General features: G+C 73.6%; 17 protein-coding genes. 16 read left to right on the top strand and 1 reads right to left on the bottom strand.

The features are described from left to right. Positions 1 to 17 precede the first annotated feature (17 nt). The 7 genes from leuC to BRM1_RS05730 all read left to right on the top strand — a co-directional run bounded on the left by leuC (position 18) and on the right by BRM1_RS05730 (position 7071). Positions 18 to 1421 (top strand): 3-isopropylmalate dehydratase large subunit, encoded by a 1404-nt coding sequence (leuC, locus tag BRM1_RS05760; RefSeq protein ID WP_160952090.1) that lies wholly within the window; start codon positions 18 to 20, stop codon positions 1419 to 1421. A 27-nt stretch (positions 1422 to 1448) separates the two neighbouring features. Next, positions 1449 to 2048 carry a 3-isopropylmalate dehydratase small subunit gene (gene leuD, locus BRM1_RS05755; RefSeq protein WP_268529206.1) on the top strand — a complete coding sequence of 200 codons (600 nt, stop codon included), beginning with the start codon at positions 1449 to 1451 and terminating at the stop codon, positions 2046 to 2048. A 97-nt stretch (positions 2049 to 2145) separates the two neighbouring features. After that, positions 2146 to 3465 carry a UDP-N-acetylglucosamine 1-carboxyvinyltransferase gene (gene murA / locus BRM1_RS05750; RefSeq protein ID WP_160952092.1) on the top strand — a complete coding sequence of 440 codons (1320 nt, stop codon included), beginning with the start codon at positions 2146 to 2148 and terminating at the stop codon, positions 3463 to 3465. Further along, positions 3462 to 4265, top strand: coding sequence for a lysophospholipid acyltransferase family protein (locus tag BRM1_RS05745; protein ID WP_268529200.1), 804 nt, complete (start codon positions 3462 to 3464; stop codon positions 4263 to 4265). Before murA ends, BRM1_RS05745 begins: the two co-directional genes overlap by 4 nt. Beyond that, positions 4262 to 5266, top strand: coding sequence for an NAD(P)H-dependent glycerol-3-phosphate dehydrogenase (locus BRM1_RS05740; protein WP_268529197.1), 1005 nt, complete (start codon positions 4262 to 4264; stop codon positions 5264 to 5266). The genes BRM1_RS05745 and BRM1_RS05740 overlap by 4 nt, the downstream gene beginning before the upstream one ends. 76 nt (positions 5267 to 5342) lie before the next feature. Beyond that, positions 5343 to 5882, top strand: a complete 540-nt coding sequence (locus BRM1_RS05735) for a YbhB/YbcL family Raf kinase inhibitor-like protein (RefSeq protein ID WP_268529194.1) — start codon at positions 5343 to 5345, stop codon at positions 5880 to 5882. Positions 5883 to 5892: 10 nt separating this feature from the next. Further along, on the top strand, positions 5893 to 7071 hold the full coding sequence (locus BRM1_RS05730) for a D-alanine--D-alanine ligase family protein (protein ID WP_268529191.1): 1179 nt from the start codon (positions 5893 to 5895) through the stop codon (positions 7069 to 7071). A gap of 44 nt (positions 7072 to 7115) precedes the next feature. Here the strand turns inward: BRM1_RS05730 and BRM1_RS05725 are convergent, their stop codons facing one another. Then, a complete protein-coding gene (locus BRM1_RS05725) occupies positions 7116 to 7604 on the bottom strand; it encodes a DUF3515 domain-containing protein (protein ID WP_268529188.1) in 489 nt (162 codons plus the stop codon). Between the two features lie 82 nt (positions 7605 to 7686). Between BRM1_RS05725 and thiL the strand changes: the two genes are divergently transcribed. The 9 genes from thiL to rnc all read left to right on the top strand — a co-directional run bounded on the left by thiL (position 7687) and on the right by rnc (position 16463). Then, positions 7687 to 8763 (top strand): thiamine-phosphate kinase, encoded by a 1077-nt coding sequence (thiL, locus tag BRM1_RS05720; protein ID WP_268529186.1) that lies wholly within the window; start codon positions 7687 to 7689, stop codon positions 8761 to 8763. Continuing rightward, positions 8760 to 10346 carry a DAK2 domain-containing protein gene (locus BRM1_RS05715; RefSeq protein WP_268529183.1) on the top strand — a complete coding sequence of 529 codons (1587 nt, stop codon included), beginning with the start codon at positions 8760 to 8762 and terminating at the stop codon, positions 10344 to 10346. The genes thiL and BRM1_RS05715 overlap by 4 nt, the downstream gene beginning before the upstream one ends. A 13-nt stretch (positions 10347 to 10359) precedes the next feature. Next, entirely contained in the window at positions 10360 to 12540 is a 2181-nt protein-coding gene (locus BRM1_RS05710; RefSeq protein ID WP_268529180.1) for an ATP-dependent DNA helicase RecG, read from the top strand. A gap of 28 nt (positions 12541 to 12568) precedes the next feature. Beyond that, positions 12569 to 13135: a 16S rRNA (guanine(966)-N(2))-methyltransferase RsmD gene (gene rsmD, locus BRM1_RS05705; RefSeq protein WP_268529177.1), complete on the top strand. Its 567-nt coding sequence runs from the start codon at positions 12569 to 12571 to the stop codon at positions 13133 to 13135. Positions 13136 to 13165: 30 nt separating this feature from the next. Continuing rightward, positions 13166 to 13651, top strand: a complete 486-nt coding sequence (gene coaD / locus BRM1_RS05700; protein ID WP_268529172.1) for a pantetheine-phosphate adenylyltransferase — start codon at positions 13166 to 13168, stop codon at positions 13649 to 13651. Further along, entirely contained in the window at positions 13648 to 14889 is a 1242-nt protein-coding gene (locus BRM1_RS05695; protein WP_268529168.1) for an MFS transporter, read from the top strand. The genes coaD and BRM1_RS05695 overlap by 4 nt, the downstream gene beginning before the upstream one ends. Before the next feature lie 130 nt (positions 14890 to 15019). After that, positions 15020 to 15538, top strand: coding sequence for a YceD family protein (locus tag BRM1_RS05690; RefSeq protein ID WP_268529166.1), 519 nt, complete (start codon positions 15020 to 15022; stop codon positions 15536 to 15538). Between the two features lie 2 nt (positions 15539 to 15540). Beyond that, entirely contained in the window at positions 15541 to 15744 is a 204-nt protein-coding gene (gene rpmF, locus BRM1_RS05685) for a 50S ribosomal protein L32 (RefSeq protein WP_268529163.1), read from the top strand. 11 nt (positions 15745 to 15755) lie between these two features. Further along, on the top strand, positions 15756 to 16463 hold the full coding sequence (gene rnc / locus BRM1_RS05680) for a ribonuclease III (protein WP_268529160.1): 708 nt from the start codon (positions 15756 to 15758) through the stop codon (positions 16461 to 16463).

Raw genomic sequence — 16463 nt, 5'->3', positions numbered from 1 at the left:
GCAAGGAGGATCGAGCCATGGGCAGGACTCTGGCGGAGAAGGTGTGGAACGATCACATCGTAGCGCTCGGGGAGGACGGCGAGCCGGATCTCATCTACATCGACCTCCATCTTGTGCACGAGGTCACGAGCCCGCAGGCCTTCGAGGGGCTCCGCCTGGCCGGCCGCCCCGTCCGCCGCCCGGACCTCACGATCGCCACCGAGGACCACAACACGCCCACCGTCGACATCGACAAGCCGATCGCGGACCTCACCTCGCGCACCCAGATCGAGACCCTGCGCCGCAACGCGCAGGAGTTCGGCATCCGGCTGCACTCCCTGGGCGATGCGGACCAGGGCATCGTCCACGTGGTGGGCCCGCAGCTGGGGCTCACGCAGCCGGGCATGACGGTGGTCTGCGGCGACTCGCACACCTCCACCCACGGCGCTTTCGGCTCGATCGCCATGGGCATCGGCACCTCGGAGGTCGAGCACGTCCTCGCCACCCAGACGCTCAGCCTCAAGCCGTTCAAGACGATGGCGATCACGGTCGACGGCGAACTGCCCGCAGGGTCCTCGGCCAAGGACATCATCCTGGCGGTCATCGCCAAGATCGGCACCGGCGGCGGGCAGGGCTACGTGCTCGAATACCGCGGCGAGGCGATCCGCAGCCTCTCCATGGAGGCGCGGATGACGATCTGCAACATGTCGATCGAGGCGGGCGCGCGCGCCGGCATGGTCGCCCCGGACCAGACGACGTTCGACTACGTCAAGGGCCGCCCGCACGCACCGCAGGGTGAGGACTGGGACGCGGCCGTCGAGTACTGGAAGACGCTGCGCTCGGACGACGACGCGGAATTCGACGCCGAGGTGGTCCTCGAGGCCGCGGACCTGGAGCCCTTCGTCACGTGGGGCACGAACCCAGGCCAGGGCCTGCCGCTGAGCGCGAGCGTCCCGGACCCCGCCCAGATCGTCGACGAGAACGAGCGCGCCTCCGCCGAGTCCGCGCTCGCCTACATGGGGCTGACGCCCGGCATGCCGCTGCGCGACATCGCCGTGGACACCGTGTTCCTGGGCTCGTGCACGAACGGCCGGCTCGAGGACCTGCGCTCGGCCGCGGAGGTCATCCGCGGGCGGACGAAGGACCCGAACGTGCGGATGATGGTCGTCCCCGGCTCGGCGAAGGTCCGGCTCGCCGCGGAGGCCGAAGGGCTGGACAAGGAATTCGTGGACTTCGGCGCCGAATGGCGCTTCGCCGGCTGCTCGATGTGCCTGGGCATGAACCCGGACCAGCTCTCCGACGGCGAGCGCTGCGCCTCGACCTCGAACCGCAACTTCGAGGGCCGCCAGGGCAAGGGCGGGCGAACCCACCTCGTCAGCCCCCTCGTGGCCGCAGCCACCGCGGTGCGCGGCACCCTGTCCTCGCCCGCCGACCTCGACTGAGCCCGCACCACAGGCAAGGAGCACCCCATGGACAAGATCTCCACGCACACCGGCACCGGCGTCCCGCTGCGCCGCTCGAACGTCGACACGGACCAGATCATCCCGGCCGTCTACCTCAAGCGCGTCACCCGCACCGGGTTCGAGGACGCGCTGTTCGCCCGCTGGCGCAAGGACCCCGAGTTCGTCCTCAACCAGGAGCCCTTCCGGGAGGGCTCGGTGCTCGTGGCCGGCTCCGACTTCGGCACCGGCTCGTCGCGCGAGCACGCGGTGTGGGCGCTCAAGGACTACGGGTTCGCCGCGGTCCTGTCCTCCCGCTTCGCGGACATCTTCCGCGGCAACTCGGGCAAGAACGGCCTCATCGCCGCCCAGGTGGAACAGTCCGACATCGAGCTCATCTGGAAGATCCTCGACAACCACCCCGGCGCCCAGATCACCGTCGACCTCGAGACGCGCACGGTCACGTGCGACACGCTCACCGTGCCGTTCCAGATCGACGACTTCACCCGCTGGCGCCTGCTCGAGGGCCTCGACGACATCAGCCTCACGCTGCGCGACGAGGCCGCCATCTCCCGCTTCGAGGCCACGCGTCCCGCGTTCAAGCCGAAGACCCTCCCGGCGCGCGTCTGAGCCCCGCCCCGGGGGCGGTGCCGGCGCCCGCCTGAGGGCGCCTCGGGCGCGGGTCGGCTAGCATCGCTATGGCACGAAACGCGACCTGAGGAGAGAAATGCTCGATGTCCACGGCGGGGCTCCGCTGACCGGCACGGTGCGCGTCCGCGGCGCGAAGAACCTCGTGCCGAAGGCGATGGTGGCCTCGCTGCTGGGCGACACTCCCTCCGTCCTGCGCAGCGTCCCGCGCATCAGCGACGTCGACGTCGTCACCGGCCTGCTCGGCCTGCACGGCGTGGCCGTCGAGTCGCGGCCCGACGGCGACCGGCCCGACGGCGAGCTGCTCATGGACCCCGCCAACGTCGAGCAGGGCTCCATCGTCGACATCGACGCCCACGCGGGCTCCTCGCGCGTGCCCATCCTCTTCTGCGGGCCCCTGCTGCACCGCCTGGGCCGCGCGTTCATCCCGGACCTGGGCGGCTGCAAGATCGGCGACCGGCCCATCAACTTCCACCTCGACGTGCTGCGCAGCTTCGGCGCGGAGGTGGAGAAGACCGCCGGCGGCATCAAGCTCGAGGCGCCGCGGCGCCTGCGCGGCACGAAGGTCAAGCTGCCCTACCCCTCCGTCGGCACCACCGAGCAGGTGCTGCTGACCGCGGTGCGCGCTGAGGGCACGACCGAGCTGAAGAACGCGGCGGTCGAGCCGGAGATCATGGACCTCGTGGCCATCCTCCAGAAGATGGGCGCGATCATCGCCGTGGACACGGACCGCGTCATCCGCATCGAGGGCGTCGACTCGTTGGACGGCTACGTCCACCGCGCGCTGCCCGATCGCATCGAGGCGGCCTCCTGGGCCTCGGCGGCGCTGGCCACCGGCGGGGACATCTTCGTGGAGAACGCCGCGCAGCCGGACATGATCGCGTTCCTCAACATCTTCCGCAAGATCGGCGGCGCCTTCTCCGTCGAGGAGGAGGGCATCCGCTTCCGCCACCCCGGCGGCCGGCTGTCCTCCGTCGTCCTCGAGACCGACGTCCACCCCGGCTTCATGACCGACTGGCAGCAGCCCCTCGTCGTGGCGCTCACCCAGGCCCAGGGTCTTTCGATCATCCACGAGACGGTCTACGAGAACCGCTTCGGCTTCACCGGCGCGCTGCGCCGCATGGGCGCGACCATCCAGTCCTACCGCGAGTGCCTGGGCGGCACCCCCTGCCGGTTCGGGCGCCGCAACTTCCTCCACTCCGCGGTCATCTCCGGGCCCACGCCGCTGCACGGCGCGGACATCGAGGTGCCGGACCTGCGCGGCGGGTTCTCCCACCTCATCGCGGCGCTCAGCGCCGAGGGCACCTCCCACGTGAGCGGCATCGAGCTCATCAACCGCGGCTACGAGGACTTCATGGACAAGCTCGCGGGCCTGGGCGCCCAGGTGGCCCAGGCATGAGCGGCGACCCCCAGGCCGCCCACCGCATCGACTTCTCCGCGGCCTCCCTGCGCTCGATGAGCCGCGCCGGCTCCGCCGTCGCAGCCCCCGTGCGGGTGCTGTTCCGGGCCTGCGGCCGGATCGTCGAGGAGGGCACCGAGCACCTGCCGGCGCACGGGCCCGTCATCATCGCCGCCTACCACGCGAACTACCTCGACCCCATCCTCGTGGGCCTCGCGCTCAAGGCCCGCGGTCACATGCCCCACTACCTGGCGAAGTCCCAGCTCTTCACCGGGGCGCTGGGCGCCGTGCTGCGCAGAATCGGCCAGATCCCCGTGCTGCGCGGCTCCGCCCGGGCCGGAGATTCGCTCGTCTACGCGCGGCAGGCGCTCGAGGCGGGGGCCACCGTGGTCATCTACCCGCAGGGCACGCTGACGAAGGATCCCGAGCTGTGGCCGCAGCCAGCCCGCTCCGGCGCCGCCCGGCTCGCCCTGGAGACCGGCGTGCCCGTCGTCCCCGTGGCCCACTGGGGGCTGGAGACGAGCTACCCGCGCGGGGCGAAGGTGCCCAGGCCCGCCCCCCGTCAGCCGCTGACCGTGCGCTACGGCGCCCCCATCGACCCGCGCGGCTTCGGCACCGGCCCCGCGGCGATGACGGCCCTGTCCCACCGCATCACGGCCGCCATCGCCGCCGAGCTCGCCCAGCTGCGCGGCCTGCCGCTGCCCGAGCGGTACCGCGCGGACCTGGGCGAGCCGGCACAGCACGAGCCCGCCGCGGATGCCGCGCGGGATGCGAACCCCACGGACGAGGAGGCCCGATGACGACGGCAGTGATGGGCGCGGGCTCGTGGGGCACCACGTTCGCCCAGGTGGTGGCCGACGCGGGCCACCCGGTCACCCTGTGGGCCAGGCGTCCCGAGGTCGCCCGGGAGATCGCCGAGGAGCACACGAACGCGGGCTACCTGCCCGGACTCGTCCTCAACAAGGCGATCACCGCGACCGCGGACCCGGCCGCGGCGCTGGCGGGCGCGGACACCGTCGTGCTCGCCGTGCCCGCGCAGAGCCTGCGGGACAACCTCGAGGCGTGGGCGGGCCTCATCCCCGCCGACGCCGTGCTCGTGAGCCTCATGAAGGGCGTCGAGCGCTCCACCGGCATGCGCATGAGCGAGGTCATCGCCGATGCCGCCGGGGCCAGCCCCGAGCGCATCGCCGTGGTGTCCGGGCCCAACCTCGCCCGCGAGATCGCCGACCGCCAGCCCACCGCCACGGTCGTGGCCTCCGCCAGCCTCGCCACCGCCGAGGCGGTGGCCGACCTCACCGCCAACGCCTACTTCCGGCCCTACACGAACGCCGACGTCGTGGGCGTCGAGCTGGGCGGGGCGGTGAAGAACATCATCGCGCTGTCGGTGGGGATCGCCGACGGGCAGGGTCTGGGCGACAACTCGAAGGCCTCGATCATCACCCGCGGGCTCGCGGAGACCAGCCGGCTGGCGATGGCGATGGGCGCTGACGCCCAGACGCTCTCCGGCCTCGCCGGGCTGGGCGACCTCGTGGCGACCTGCGCGTCGCCCCTGTCGCGCAACCGCTCGTTCGGCCGCCTGCTGGGCGAGGGGCTCAGCGTCGAGGAGGCCACCGAGCGCACCCGGCAGGTGGCCGAGGGCGTGAAGTCCAGCCCCGCCGTGCTGGCGTTGGGGGAGGCCCACGGCGTGGAGCTGCCCATCACGCAGGCGGTGAGCGCGGTCATCGACGGCACGCTCGACGTGGGCGAGCTCGCCGGGGTCCTCCTCTCGCGCAAGCGCAAGCACGAGGGCCTCGAGCGCTGAGGCTGTCCGAGCCCTCTGCCGCCCGTCCGGCACCCGCTAGGGTGGGCAGCACGGATCCACGACGTCAGGAGGCATCATGACCGAACAGCCGAATTCCCCGTTCTGGAACCTGCAGGACGTCCCCCGCTTCGACCTGGTGAGCACGGACATCGCGCAGGGCCAGGAGCTGGGCCTCGCGCAGTGCTCCGCCGCGATGGGCGTGGAGGGCGGCCAGGACCGCTCGCCGCAGCTGTCGTGGTCCGGCTTCCCGCCGGAGACGAAGGCCTTCGTCGTCACGGCCTTCGACCCCGACGCCCCCACCGGCTCCGGCTTCTGGCACTGGACGCTGGCCGATCTGCCCGCCGACGTCACCGAGCTGCCGGCCGATGCCGGCAACCCGGACGCGAACGCGCTGCCCGACGGCGCCTACATGGTGCGCAACGACACCGGCGAGCCGCGCTTCGTGGGCGCCGCGCCGCCGGAGGGCCACGGCCCCCACCGGTACTTCTTCATCGTCCACGCGCTCAGCGAGCCGCTGGGCCTCGACGAGTCCGCGAGCCCGGCCTACGTGGGCTTCAACGTGTTCTTCAAGGGCATCGGGCGAGCCTGGATCGAAACGACGTCCGAGGCCAAGTAGTCTTCCCAGCATGACCAGCTCCGCTCCGCAGTCCGCCCCCGCCCGCTCCGCCGCCTCGCAGCCCGCAGCCCCAGGGGGGCCGGCACCGCGGGAGGACGAGCTCCCGCTCGTGGCCGTGCTCTTCGGCGGCCGGTCCTCCGAGCACGCCGTGAGCTGCGTGGGGGCCAAGGCCGTGATCGGCGCGATCCACCGCGAGCGCTTCCGGGTGCTGCCCATCGGCATCACCCAGGAGGGCACGTGGCGCCGCGTGGAGGACTGGGCGGACTTCGCGTTCGATCCGCAGCGCATGCCGGAGGTCGTCGACGACGGCACGGAGATCCTCGTCGCGCCCTCCGGGGCGCACTCCCCGCTGCGCGAGCGCCTGGCCGACGGCACGGTGCGCGAGCTCGGCCGGGTCGACGCGTTCTTCCCCGTCCTCCACGGCAAGCACGGTGAGGACGGGACGGTCCAGGGCCTCTTCGAGCTCATGGACACCCCGTTCGTGGGCGGGGGCGTGCTCCCCTCGGCCGTGAGCATGGACAAGCACTTCATGAAGGTGGTCCTCGCCGGGGCGGGCATTCCCGCCTGCCCATGGGAGACGCTCACCGCCGCGCAGTGGGCGACCGACCCCGAAGCCGCGGCACAGCGGGTCAGTGAGCAGGGCTTCCCGGCCTTCGTCAAGCCCGCCCGCGCCGGCTCGAGCGTGGGCATCAGCCGCATCGAGTCCGGCGAGCAGCTGCCGGCGGCCATGGCCGAGGCACTCGCCCACGACGACAAGGTCATCGTGGAGCCCGGCATCGACGGCCGGGAGATCGAGTGCTCGGTGCTGGGCGGGCGCGTGGACGCGCAGCTGCGCACCTCGCTGCCGGCGGAGATCATCGTCAAGGGCGACCACGCGTTCTACGACTTCGAGGCCAAGTACCTCGATGCCGACGGCGCCGAGGTCGTGTGCCCGGCCGACATCGACCCGGAGACCACCGCGCGGGTCCAGGACGTCGCGCGGCGGACGTTCCGCGCGTTCGACTGCACGGGCCTGGCCCGCGTCGACACGTTCGTCACCCCCGCGGGCGAGGTGCTCGTCAACGAGCTCAACACGCTGCCCGGCTTCACCCCGACCTCCGGCTACCCGCTTATGTTCGCGGCCTCCGGGGTGGGCTTCGAGCAGCTGGTCGCCGAGCTGCTCGACATCGCGCTGCGCGACGCCCGCTGAGCCGCCCGCGCGCCTCACTCCGCAGTCCCAGCCGGGCGTCGCACCTATCCGCGGACGGGGGTCCCGTCCTCGCCGATGTCCTCGGCGGACTGGCACTTGTCCTGCTGGTGCAGCGCCGCAACGGCGGGGGAGACGGCGTTGAGCACATTGGCCCCGGAGGCCTTGCGCGGGTCGACGAGGACCTCGACGGCGGGGTCACGGCCGAAGCTCACGAACTTCCACGACTCCTCGCTCTGCTCCAGCGAGATCCAGTCGACCCCGCTGACGCTCACGCACGGCTTCGTCGTGGGTGCCGGGGGCTCCATCCCGCAGCGCAGCACAGCGCCGGCCGGGTCGCCCCACGCGGTGGTGGCCTGCGCGGAGGTCTTGCGCTGGGCGAGGTCGTCGATGCGGTCGGGCAGGCGCAGCATGACGGTGGCGCAGTCCGGCGCCGCGGCGCTGGGGGCGGGCTGCACGATGAGGGTTCGCGCGCAGCCGCTCAGCGCCACGGCGCACAGGCCGCTCACGGCGGTGAGGAGCGTGGGAAGGCGCATGCGACCAGCGTAGACCCCGAGCCCGGGCATACTGGACGAAGGGCCGCGGGCCCAGCGGCACAGCAGCGGAGGGCGGGAAAGTATGGAGCACACCGAGGCGGCGCAGGCGCAGGACCGGGCGCGCACGCTCGGCGCGCTGGGTGAGGACGAGGTGCTGCGGCGCATCCTCGCCCGGGTCGCCGCGCCCGCCGGCACGGCGGTCGGCCCCGGCGACGACGCAGCCGTGAGCACGCCCGCGGGCCCGCTCGTCAGCACCGCGGACATGCTCGTCGAGGGCGAGGACTTCCTCGCGGAGTGGCTCGACCCGCGGGCCCTCGGCCGCAAGGCGGCCGCCCAGAACCTCGCGGACATCGCGGCCATGGGCGCCGATCCCCACGGGCTCCTCGTCTCCCTGGCCGCCCCCGCGGACACGCCCATCGAGACGATCGAGGCGATCTACGACGGGCTGGCCGCCGAGTGCGCGCGCGCCGGCACGGGCATCCTGGGCGGCGACCTGTCCGGCTCGGCCGTCCTCACCCTGGCCATCACCGCGCTCGGCACGCTGCCCGCCCCGGCCGGCACCGGTGCACCCGCCGGCTCCGCCCGGCCCTGGCTGCGCAGCGCGGCGCGCCCCGGCGACGCCGTCGTCCTGGCGGGCACGGTGGGCCGCGCCGAAGCCGGCCTCGACCTGCTGTTCGCGGGCTTCCGGGCAGCGAGCGCCCCCGCGGGCTGCGCCGAGCTCATCGAGGCCCAGCTCGCCCCCCGCCCGGACTACGCATCGGCCCGCGCGCTGCGCGGCTGGGCCCGGGCGGCCATCGACGTCTCCGACGGGCTGGCCGGGGACCTGGGCCGCATGGCCCGCGCCTCGGGCGTGCGCATCGACCTCGACCCCGCCGCCCTCGACCGCCTGGCGCGCCCCCTGCTGCCCGCGGCCCGGGCCCTGAACCCGGCCGGGGACGCCGCAGCCCACCGCGAGCGCGCCCGGGGCTGGGCGCTCGCCGGCGGCGAGGACCACGGCATCATCGCCGCCGGCGCGGCCCCCACGCCCGGCCCGCCGCAGCGGGGCACTCCGGTAGGGTGGGAGCCGATCGCGGCCTGCAGTGCGGGCGATCCCGGCGTGTACCTGGCCGGGCGCCCCGTGGGCCTGAAGTCCTTCAGCCATTTCAGGGAGAACGGGTGAGCACGGATCCGGTGCGCCTCAACGGGCGCCTGGCGGCCCGCTGGGCCCGGCGCACGGTCGAGCGGATGCGCCGCGAGCGCAGCGGCATCGACTCGCTCAACGTGTTCCCCGTCCCGGACGGCGACACCGGCTCGAACATGTACCACACGGTGCGCAGCGCGTACCGCGCCGTCGAGGGCCTGTCCGGCTCGGTCACGCTCCCGGAGGTCGTGGGCGCCATGGCCACGGGCGCTCTGCGCGGGGCCCGCGGCAACTCCGGCCTCATCCTCTCCGTCGCGCTGCGCGGCGTCGCCGATGCGCTCGAGGACATCACCGTCCTCGACGCCCCCGCGTTCGCCGGCGCCCTCGAGCTCGCCGCCGCGCGCGCCAACGACGCGATCGCCGACCCCGTCCACGGGACCATGCTCACGGTCCTCCACGCCATGGCCGAGGAGGCGCGCGAGCAGGCCGACGACGGCGCGGACCTCCTCGCACAGATCGCCGCCGTGCGCGCCCGCTCGCGCACCGCGCTCGCGGAGACCACCGGCCAGCTCGACGTGCTCTCCGACGCCTCCGTCGTCGACGCGGGCTCCACCGGCATTGTCGAGCTCTTCGACCTCCTCTACCTCACGGTCACCGGCCACGACCTCGAGGCCGTGAGCGCCGCCGCGCACGTGCGCGCGGACGGGCCCGCCGCCGTGCCCCAGGTCAGCGCGGAGGCCGGGATCGAGCTCGTGTACCTCCTGGGCGGCCCCCGCGACCGCTCCCGGCCGGTCAAGCGGGCGCTTGCGAAGGCCGGCGGCACCTCGGTCGTCGTCTCCTGGCCCAAGGTCCACGTCCACGTCCCGGACGAGGCCGCGGCCGAGCGCGCTCTCGCGGCGATGGCGCCCCTGCCGATCCTCCAGCTGCGCGCCGAGGACCTCACGGTCGCGGGCGGGGTGCACCGGGAGGCCGAGGTGCTCGTCCTCACCCGCGCCCCCGGGCTCCTGCTGCCCGCGGCCCTGGCCGAGGCGACGGCCGTGGCCGCCGGCGATGCCCAGGCCCGCACGGTGCTCACCGGGCTGCGCGACGACGCGGCGGCCGCCGGCACCGAGCAGGTCGTGCTCGCCTCCTCGCAGGCCGATGCGCGGCTGGCCCACGCGGTCTTCGACGGCGCGGAGCCGCGCGGCCCCGCCGCCAGGATCGTCGCCGTCGACGGGCCCGTCGCGGCACTGGCCGCGCTCGCGGTCTACGACCCCCAGCTGCCGGCCGAGGCCGCCGCCGAGGAGATGGCGGCGGCCGCCGCGAACGTCCGCGGCGGCGAGCTCGTCCGCGCCCGCCGCTCGATGGCCGGGCCCGTCATGCACGACTCGGACGCGTGGCTGCTGCGGGTGGCCGGGCGCACCCGCGCGCTCGAGGACGACCTCGGCAGCGCGCTCGCCGCCCTCGCGGACCTCCTCATGGCCCCCGGCGGGGAGCTCATCACCGTCATCGGCGGCGCCCAGGCCCCCGCCGGCGCCCTCGAGGCCGCCCGGGGGCGCATCCGCGCGGCCCACCCGGACGCGTCGGTCGACCTCGTCGCCGGCGACGACCCCGCCTACGGCGCGAGCATCGGCGTCGAGTGAGCGGCGGGGCACCATGAGCGAGACCGGGCCCGCGCCTCGGCCGCCCCAGCTGGCGGACCTCATCACCGCCAAGCGCGATGTCACGGCGTTGGAGAAGCTCGGGCTGTACTCGCTCGAGGACGCGCTGCGCTACTTCCCGCGCCGCTACATCTACCCCGGCCAGCCCACCCCCATCCGCGACCTCGAGCCGGAGTCCACGGCCGTTGTGCTGGCCTGGGTGGTGGGCGTGAGCTCGCGGCACATGCGCAACCGCCGCGGCAAGCTCACGACCGTCACGCTCAGCGACGGGATGGGCACGATCACCGCGACGTTCTTCAACCAGCCGTGGCTGGAGGCCAAGCTCCTGCCGGAGCAGTGGGTGGCGCTCACGGGCAAGGCCAGCCTGTACCGCGGCCAGCTCCAGCTGAGCAACCCCGTGCTGCTCAACCAGGCCGCGGGCGAGGCGCCGGACCTCGAGGAGATCTCCCACCCCATCCCCATCTACCCGGCCTCCGCCCAGATCTCCACCCAGCGCATCCAGCGCCTCATCCGCGTGCTGCTCGACTCCGCGCCCCCGGAGGCCCTCGCCGATCCGCTGCCGGCCGATGTGCGCCTGGCCCACGGCCTGCCGGACTACCGCCAGGCGCTCGAGTACGTCCACCGGCCCATGGGCGAGCGGGAGCCCGAGCAGGCCCTCGAGCGGTTCAAGTTCGAGGAGGCGTTCGCCCTCCAGGCGGAGCTGCGCACCCGCCGCGTGCGCACGGAGCTCGAGCCGGCGGTGGCCCTGCCTGGCGAGGCCGGCGGCCAGCTGCGCGCGTTCGACGAGTCGCTGCCGTTCGAGCTCACCGCCTCGCAGCGGCGGGCGGGCACGGAGATCTCGAAGGACCTCGCCTCCACCTCGCCCATGAACCGCCTGCTGCACGGCGATGTGGGCTCGGGCAAGACGCTCGTGGCCCTGCGCGCCATGCTCCAGGCCGTCGACTCCGGCAAGCAGGCAGCGCTCCTGGCCCCCACCGAGGTGCTCGCCGGCCAGCACTTCCGGTCGCTGTCGGCCATGCTGGGCCCGCTCGCGGAGGACGGCTCCCTGTTCGCCAACCCCAGCGGGGTGCGGCTGGCGCTGCTCACCGGCTCCACGCCGGCCAAGGAGCGCCGGAAGATCGCCCTCGACCTCGTCGCGGGCGAGATCGACATCGTCGTGGGCACCCACGCCCTGCTGAGCGACTCGACGATCTTCCACGACCTGGGCCTCGTCGTCGTCGACGAGCAGCACCGCTTCGGGGTGCGCCAGCGCGAGCAGCTGCGGGCCAAGGGCAGCGGGGCCGTGCCCCACACCCTCGTCATGACCGCCACCCCCATCCCGCGCACCGTGGCGATGACCGTGTTCGGCGACCTCGACGTCTCCGTGCTGCGCGAGCTGCCCGGCGGCCCGCGCGCCATCGCCAGCCACGTCGTCTCGCTTGCCGACCACCCCCACTGGGCCGCGCGGATGTGGGAGGTCGTCGGCGAGCGGGTCGCCGCCGGCCAGCAGGCCTTCGTCGTCGCCTCGCGCATCGAGACGCAGGAGGCGCTCACCGACCCGGAGACGGGCGAGCCCGTGCCGGAGGCGGTGGGCGTGGCCGACCTCGCCGAGCGCATCGCCGCCCTGCCCGCGCTGCGCGGGGCCCGCATCGAGGTCCTCCACGGCCGGCTCGAGCAGGGGGAGAAGGACGTCATCATGTCCCGCTTCGCCCACGGCGAGTTCGACGTGCTCGTCGCGACGACCGTCATCGAGGTGGGCGTCGACGTGCCCAATGCCCGCACGATGGTCATCATGGACGCCGACCGCTTCGGCATCGCCCAGCTCCACCAGCTGCGCGGGCGCGTGGGGCGCGCCGGCGACGACGCCGTGTGCTTCTTCGCCACGAACCGGCCCGAGGCCCACGAGTCCGCCGAGCGGTTGCGCACGGTGGCCGGCACGCTCGACGGCTTCGCGCTCGCCGACTACGACGTCGAGCAGCGCCGCGAGGGCGATGTGCTCGGCCGCTCGCAGTGGGGCGCGCGGACCTCGCTGCGCTACCTCTCCGTCATCCGCGACGAGCCGATTGTGCTCGCCGCCCGCACCGCCGCGCACCGCCTCGTCGACGAGGATCCGGAGCTGGACGGCCATCGCGCGCTGCGGGCCTACATCGACCGGCTGCTCGTGCGCGACGACTCCGACTGGATGGAGACGTCGTGAGCGCCCGCGCCCGGAGAAGGCGGGCCTAGTGCGCATCGTCGCAGGCCGCCACGCCTCCCGCCCGCTGCGCACCCCGCCGGGCGACGGCACGCGGCCCACCTCGGACCGGGTGCGCGAATCGCTCTTCGGCTCGCTCGAATCGCTCGGCATGCTCGCCGGCGCGCAGGTCCTCGACGTCTTCGCCGGCTCCGGCGCGCTGGGCCTCGAGGCGCTCAGCCGCGGGGCCGCGCGCGCCGTCTTCGTCGAGCGCGCCGCGGGCCCCGCCCGCGTCATCGCGGCCAATGCGGCGGCGCTGGGGGAGGGGGCCGCCGCCGAGGTGCGCGTCCAGGCCGCGCTGCCCGCGCTGGCCGCGCTCGCCCAGGAGGGGCGGGCGTTCGACCTCGTGCTCGCCGACCCGCCGTACCCCCTGCCGGAGGCGCAGGTCTCCGCGGTGCTCACCGCCGCCGCCGCGCTGCTGGCCGACGACGCCTCGCTCCTCGTCCTCGAGCGCTCGGCGCGCTCGCCGGAGCCCGATGCCGCGGCCGCCGGGCTCGCGCTCTACGACACGAAGTCCTACGGGGAGACGGCCGTCTACCTGTTCGAGCGTGCGCGCTAGGCGGGCGGCGGGCACGGTTACGATGGGCGCATGAAGGTCGTCTGCCCCGGTTCGTACGATCCCGTCACGGTGGGCCACATCGACATCGTCGCCCGCGCCGCCGCGCTGTTCGATGAGGTCGTCGTGGCCGTCGTCCACAATCCCGCCAAGACCGGCCACTTCCCGGTCGACCAGCGCATCGCACTCATCCGGGCGGGGCTCGCGGAGGACGAGTGCACCGCGGGGGCCGACAACATCGCGATCGACGACGTGGCCGGCGGCCTGCTCGTCGACTACTGCCGCGACATCGGCGCGAGCGCCGTGCTCAAGGGGCTGCGCTCGGGCACCGACTTCGCCTACGAGCTGCCCATGGCGCTCATGAACCGCCACCTGACAGACCTCGAGACCCTCTTCGTGCCGGGCGATCCGCGCTTCGAGCACGTGTCCTCCTCGCTCATCCGCGAGGTCCACGCGCTGGGCGGCGACATCTCCGGGCTCGTCCCCGCGGCCGTGCTGGAGGCGATGGACGCCCGATGAGGCCGGCGTGGTTCGCAGCCCTCGTCGCGCACACGATCGCGCTGCACGGGGTCTACAACGCGTCGAAGGTCCTCATGAGCTACCGCACGCTCGACATGGGCGGCGGCAGCGTCGCGGTGGGGCTGCTCACCGCCGTGTACTCGCTGGCCCCGCTGCTGCTGGCCGTTCCCGTGGGCCGGCGGGTGGACCGCGGCTATGCGATCCCCATCATGTGGGCGGGCACCCTGCTGTCGGTGGGCGGCATCGTCGCCGCGGCGCTCGCGGGCGCCCTGCCCGTGCTCATGGGCGCCGCGATGGCCGTGGGCCTGGGCCAGCTGCTCATGACGGTGGCCGGGCAGGCGCTCATCCCGCTGAGCTTCGAGCCCGCGGACGTCACGGCCCGCTTCGGCACGCTGACCCTGGGCGTGTCGATCGGACAGACGGTCGGCATGCCGATCGCGGGCTTCGCCGCGGGCACGGGCGGCCACCCGGACGCGGTGCGCGGCATGTGGGTGATGGCGGGCCTCGCCGCGCTCGCCATCCCCGCGATGCTCGGCGTCATGGCCCGCCCGGCCGGCCCGCGCATCGCCCGCGCCGAGGCGCGCGCCGCCGCCCGCTCCCCGCTGGCCCTGCTGCGCATCCGGGGCATGAAGCCCGCGATCCTCGCCTCGATGGCGACGCTGGCGGCCATCGACCTCATGAGCGCCTACCTGCCCGTGCTCGGGCAGGCCCACGGGGTGGGTGTGCAGGCGGTGACGCTGCTGCTCACGGTGCGCACGCTGGCCACGATCGTGGCGCGCACCGCGATGGGCGCGCTCATGGCCCGGGTGCGGCTGACGACGCTGCTGTGGCTGTCCTCGGCGGCGGCCGGCATCTGCCTGCTGCTCTTCCCGGTGTGGGTGACGGTGCCCGTGCTCGCGGTGCTCATGGTCATCAGCGGCTTCGCGTTCGGGCTCACCCAGCCGCTCACGATGGGCTGGGTGAGCCACCTGGCCGATGCCGCCAACCGCGGGGCGGTCATGTCGATCCGGCTGGCCGGCAACCGGCTGAGCCAGGTCGTGCTGCCCTCGCTGGCATCGGCGATGAGCGCGGTGTTCGCCACCGGCTCGATCTTCGCGATGTCCGGTGGCCTGCTGCTCGCCTCGAGCGCGGCGACGTGGGCCAGCGCGCGCGGCGCGGTCGGCGATGGCCCCGCGGGCGAGGGAGGCCCCGCGGGCGAGGGAGGCCCCGCGGGCGAGAGCGGCGAGCCGCGCGCGTGAGCGCGCCCACCGTCACACCTCGGGCCCGGGTGCGCGGTTGGCGCCCGGGCCCGGGAGCGGCTAAGGTGGTTGTTTGCGTGTCAATTCGGGGCAGTGACCGGCTGGCCGATGTCGAGAAGAGGTGAGACGGGTGAAGGGAAGCAATCCCCTGATCCTCGACCTCCGCGCCATGAACCTGCTGGACAAGCCGGGTGAGTGGACGAAGCTCGACGAGTCGGTGCCCGCCCCGGAGGACCTGCGGATCGAAATGATCGGGGTGCCTGCTGGCTCGCCCCTGCATCTGAGCCTCCAGCTCGAAAGCGTCGTCGAGGGCATCTACGTCTCCGGCAGCGTGCGGGCAACCGCGGAGGGCGAAGACGCACGTACCCTGGAGCACCTCGAACTGCCGCTCGACGTGGCGATCAACGAGCTCTACGTGTACGAACGGGAGCCGGAGGACGAGGACTCGTATGCCGTCGAGCACGGCACACTGGACCTCGATCCCGCCATACGGGACGCGGTGGTCATGGCTCTGCCGTTCCGGCCGCTCGCGCAGCCGGATCACGGGGAGTTCAACTACACCGTGGGCGAGGACCTCGAACCTGAGGAGGATTCCGATCCGCGCTGGTCCGCACTGAGAAGTCTGTTGGAAGAAGAGAAGGAGAGCTAGTCGTGGCTGTTCCCAAGCGCAAGCTGTCGCGCAGCAACACCCGCCACCGCCGTTCGCAGTGGAAGGCCCAGGCTCCGACCCTGGTCAAGACCGTCGAGAACGGCCGCGTCGTGTACTCGCGCCCGCACCAGGCCAAGGTCGTCGAGGATTCCGCGGGCACCCCGCTGTTCCTCGAGTACAAGGGCCGCAAGGTCGCCGACGCCTGAGCAAGCCTCACGTGTCAGCGCAGAGCCTGCGTGAACTCACCGAGCGTCTCGGGGTCGACATCGACCCCGAGACGCTTCGTCTTGCGCTCACACACCGCTCCTACGCGTTCGAGCAGGGCGGCATCCCCACCAACGAGCGCCTCGAGTTCCTGGGGGACTCCGTGCTCCAGCTGGTGAGCACCGAGTCGCTGTTCTACGACAACCCGCAGCTGCCCGAGGGTCGCCTGGCCAAGATGCGCGCCGCCGTGGTCAACACGAAGGCGCTCGCGCAGATCGCCCGGCGCACCGGGATCGGGCAGTTCCTGCTGCTGGGCAAGGGCGAGGAGTCCACCGGGGGCCGGGACAAGGACTCGATCCTCGCGGACACCGTCGAGGCGCTCATCGGCTCCGCCTACGTCTCCTGCGGCCGCGAGGCCGCGTTCGCGCTCGTCCACCGCCTCATCGACGACATGCTCGTCCAGGCCGTGACGCTGGGCGCCGGGATGGACTACAAGACCACGCTCCAGGAGGCCGCCGCGGACCTTGCCCTGGGGACCGTCACCTACGAGCTCACCGCCGCTGGCCCCGACCACGCGCGCGTCTTCACCGCCGTCGCCCTGCTGGGGGAGCGGGAGTGGGGCTCCGGTGCCGGGTCATCGAAGAAGGGCGCCGAGGCGCAGGCCGCCGAGGCCGCCGTGGGCGCCATCCGGGCGCAGTTCCCGGACTACCGGCGCCCCTGA

This window comes from Brevibacterium sp. BRM-1 (genome assembly GCF_026802075.1).
Classification (GTDB): domain Bacteria; phylum Actinomycetota; class Actinomycetes; order Actinomycetales; family Brevibacteriaceae; genus Brevibacterium; species Brevibacterium rongguiense.
Note: the sequence above shows the minus strand (reverse complement) of the source record. Positions and strands in the feature narration are given on the sequence as shown.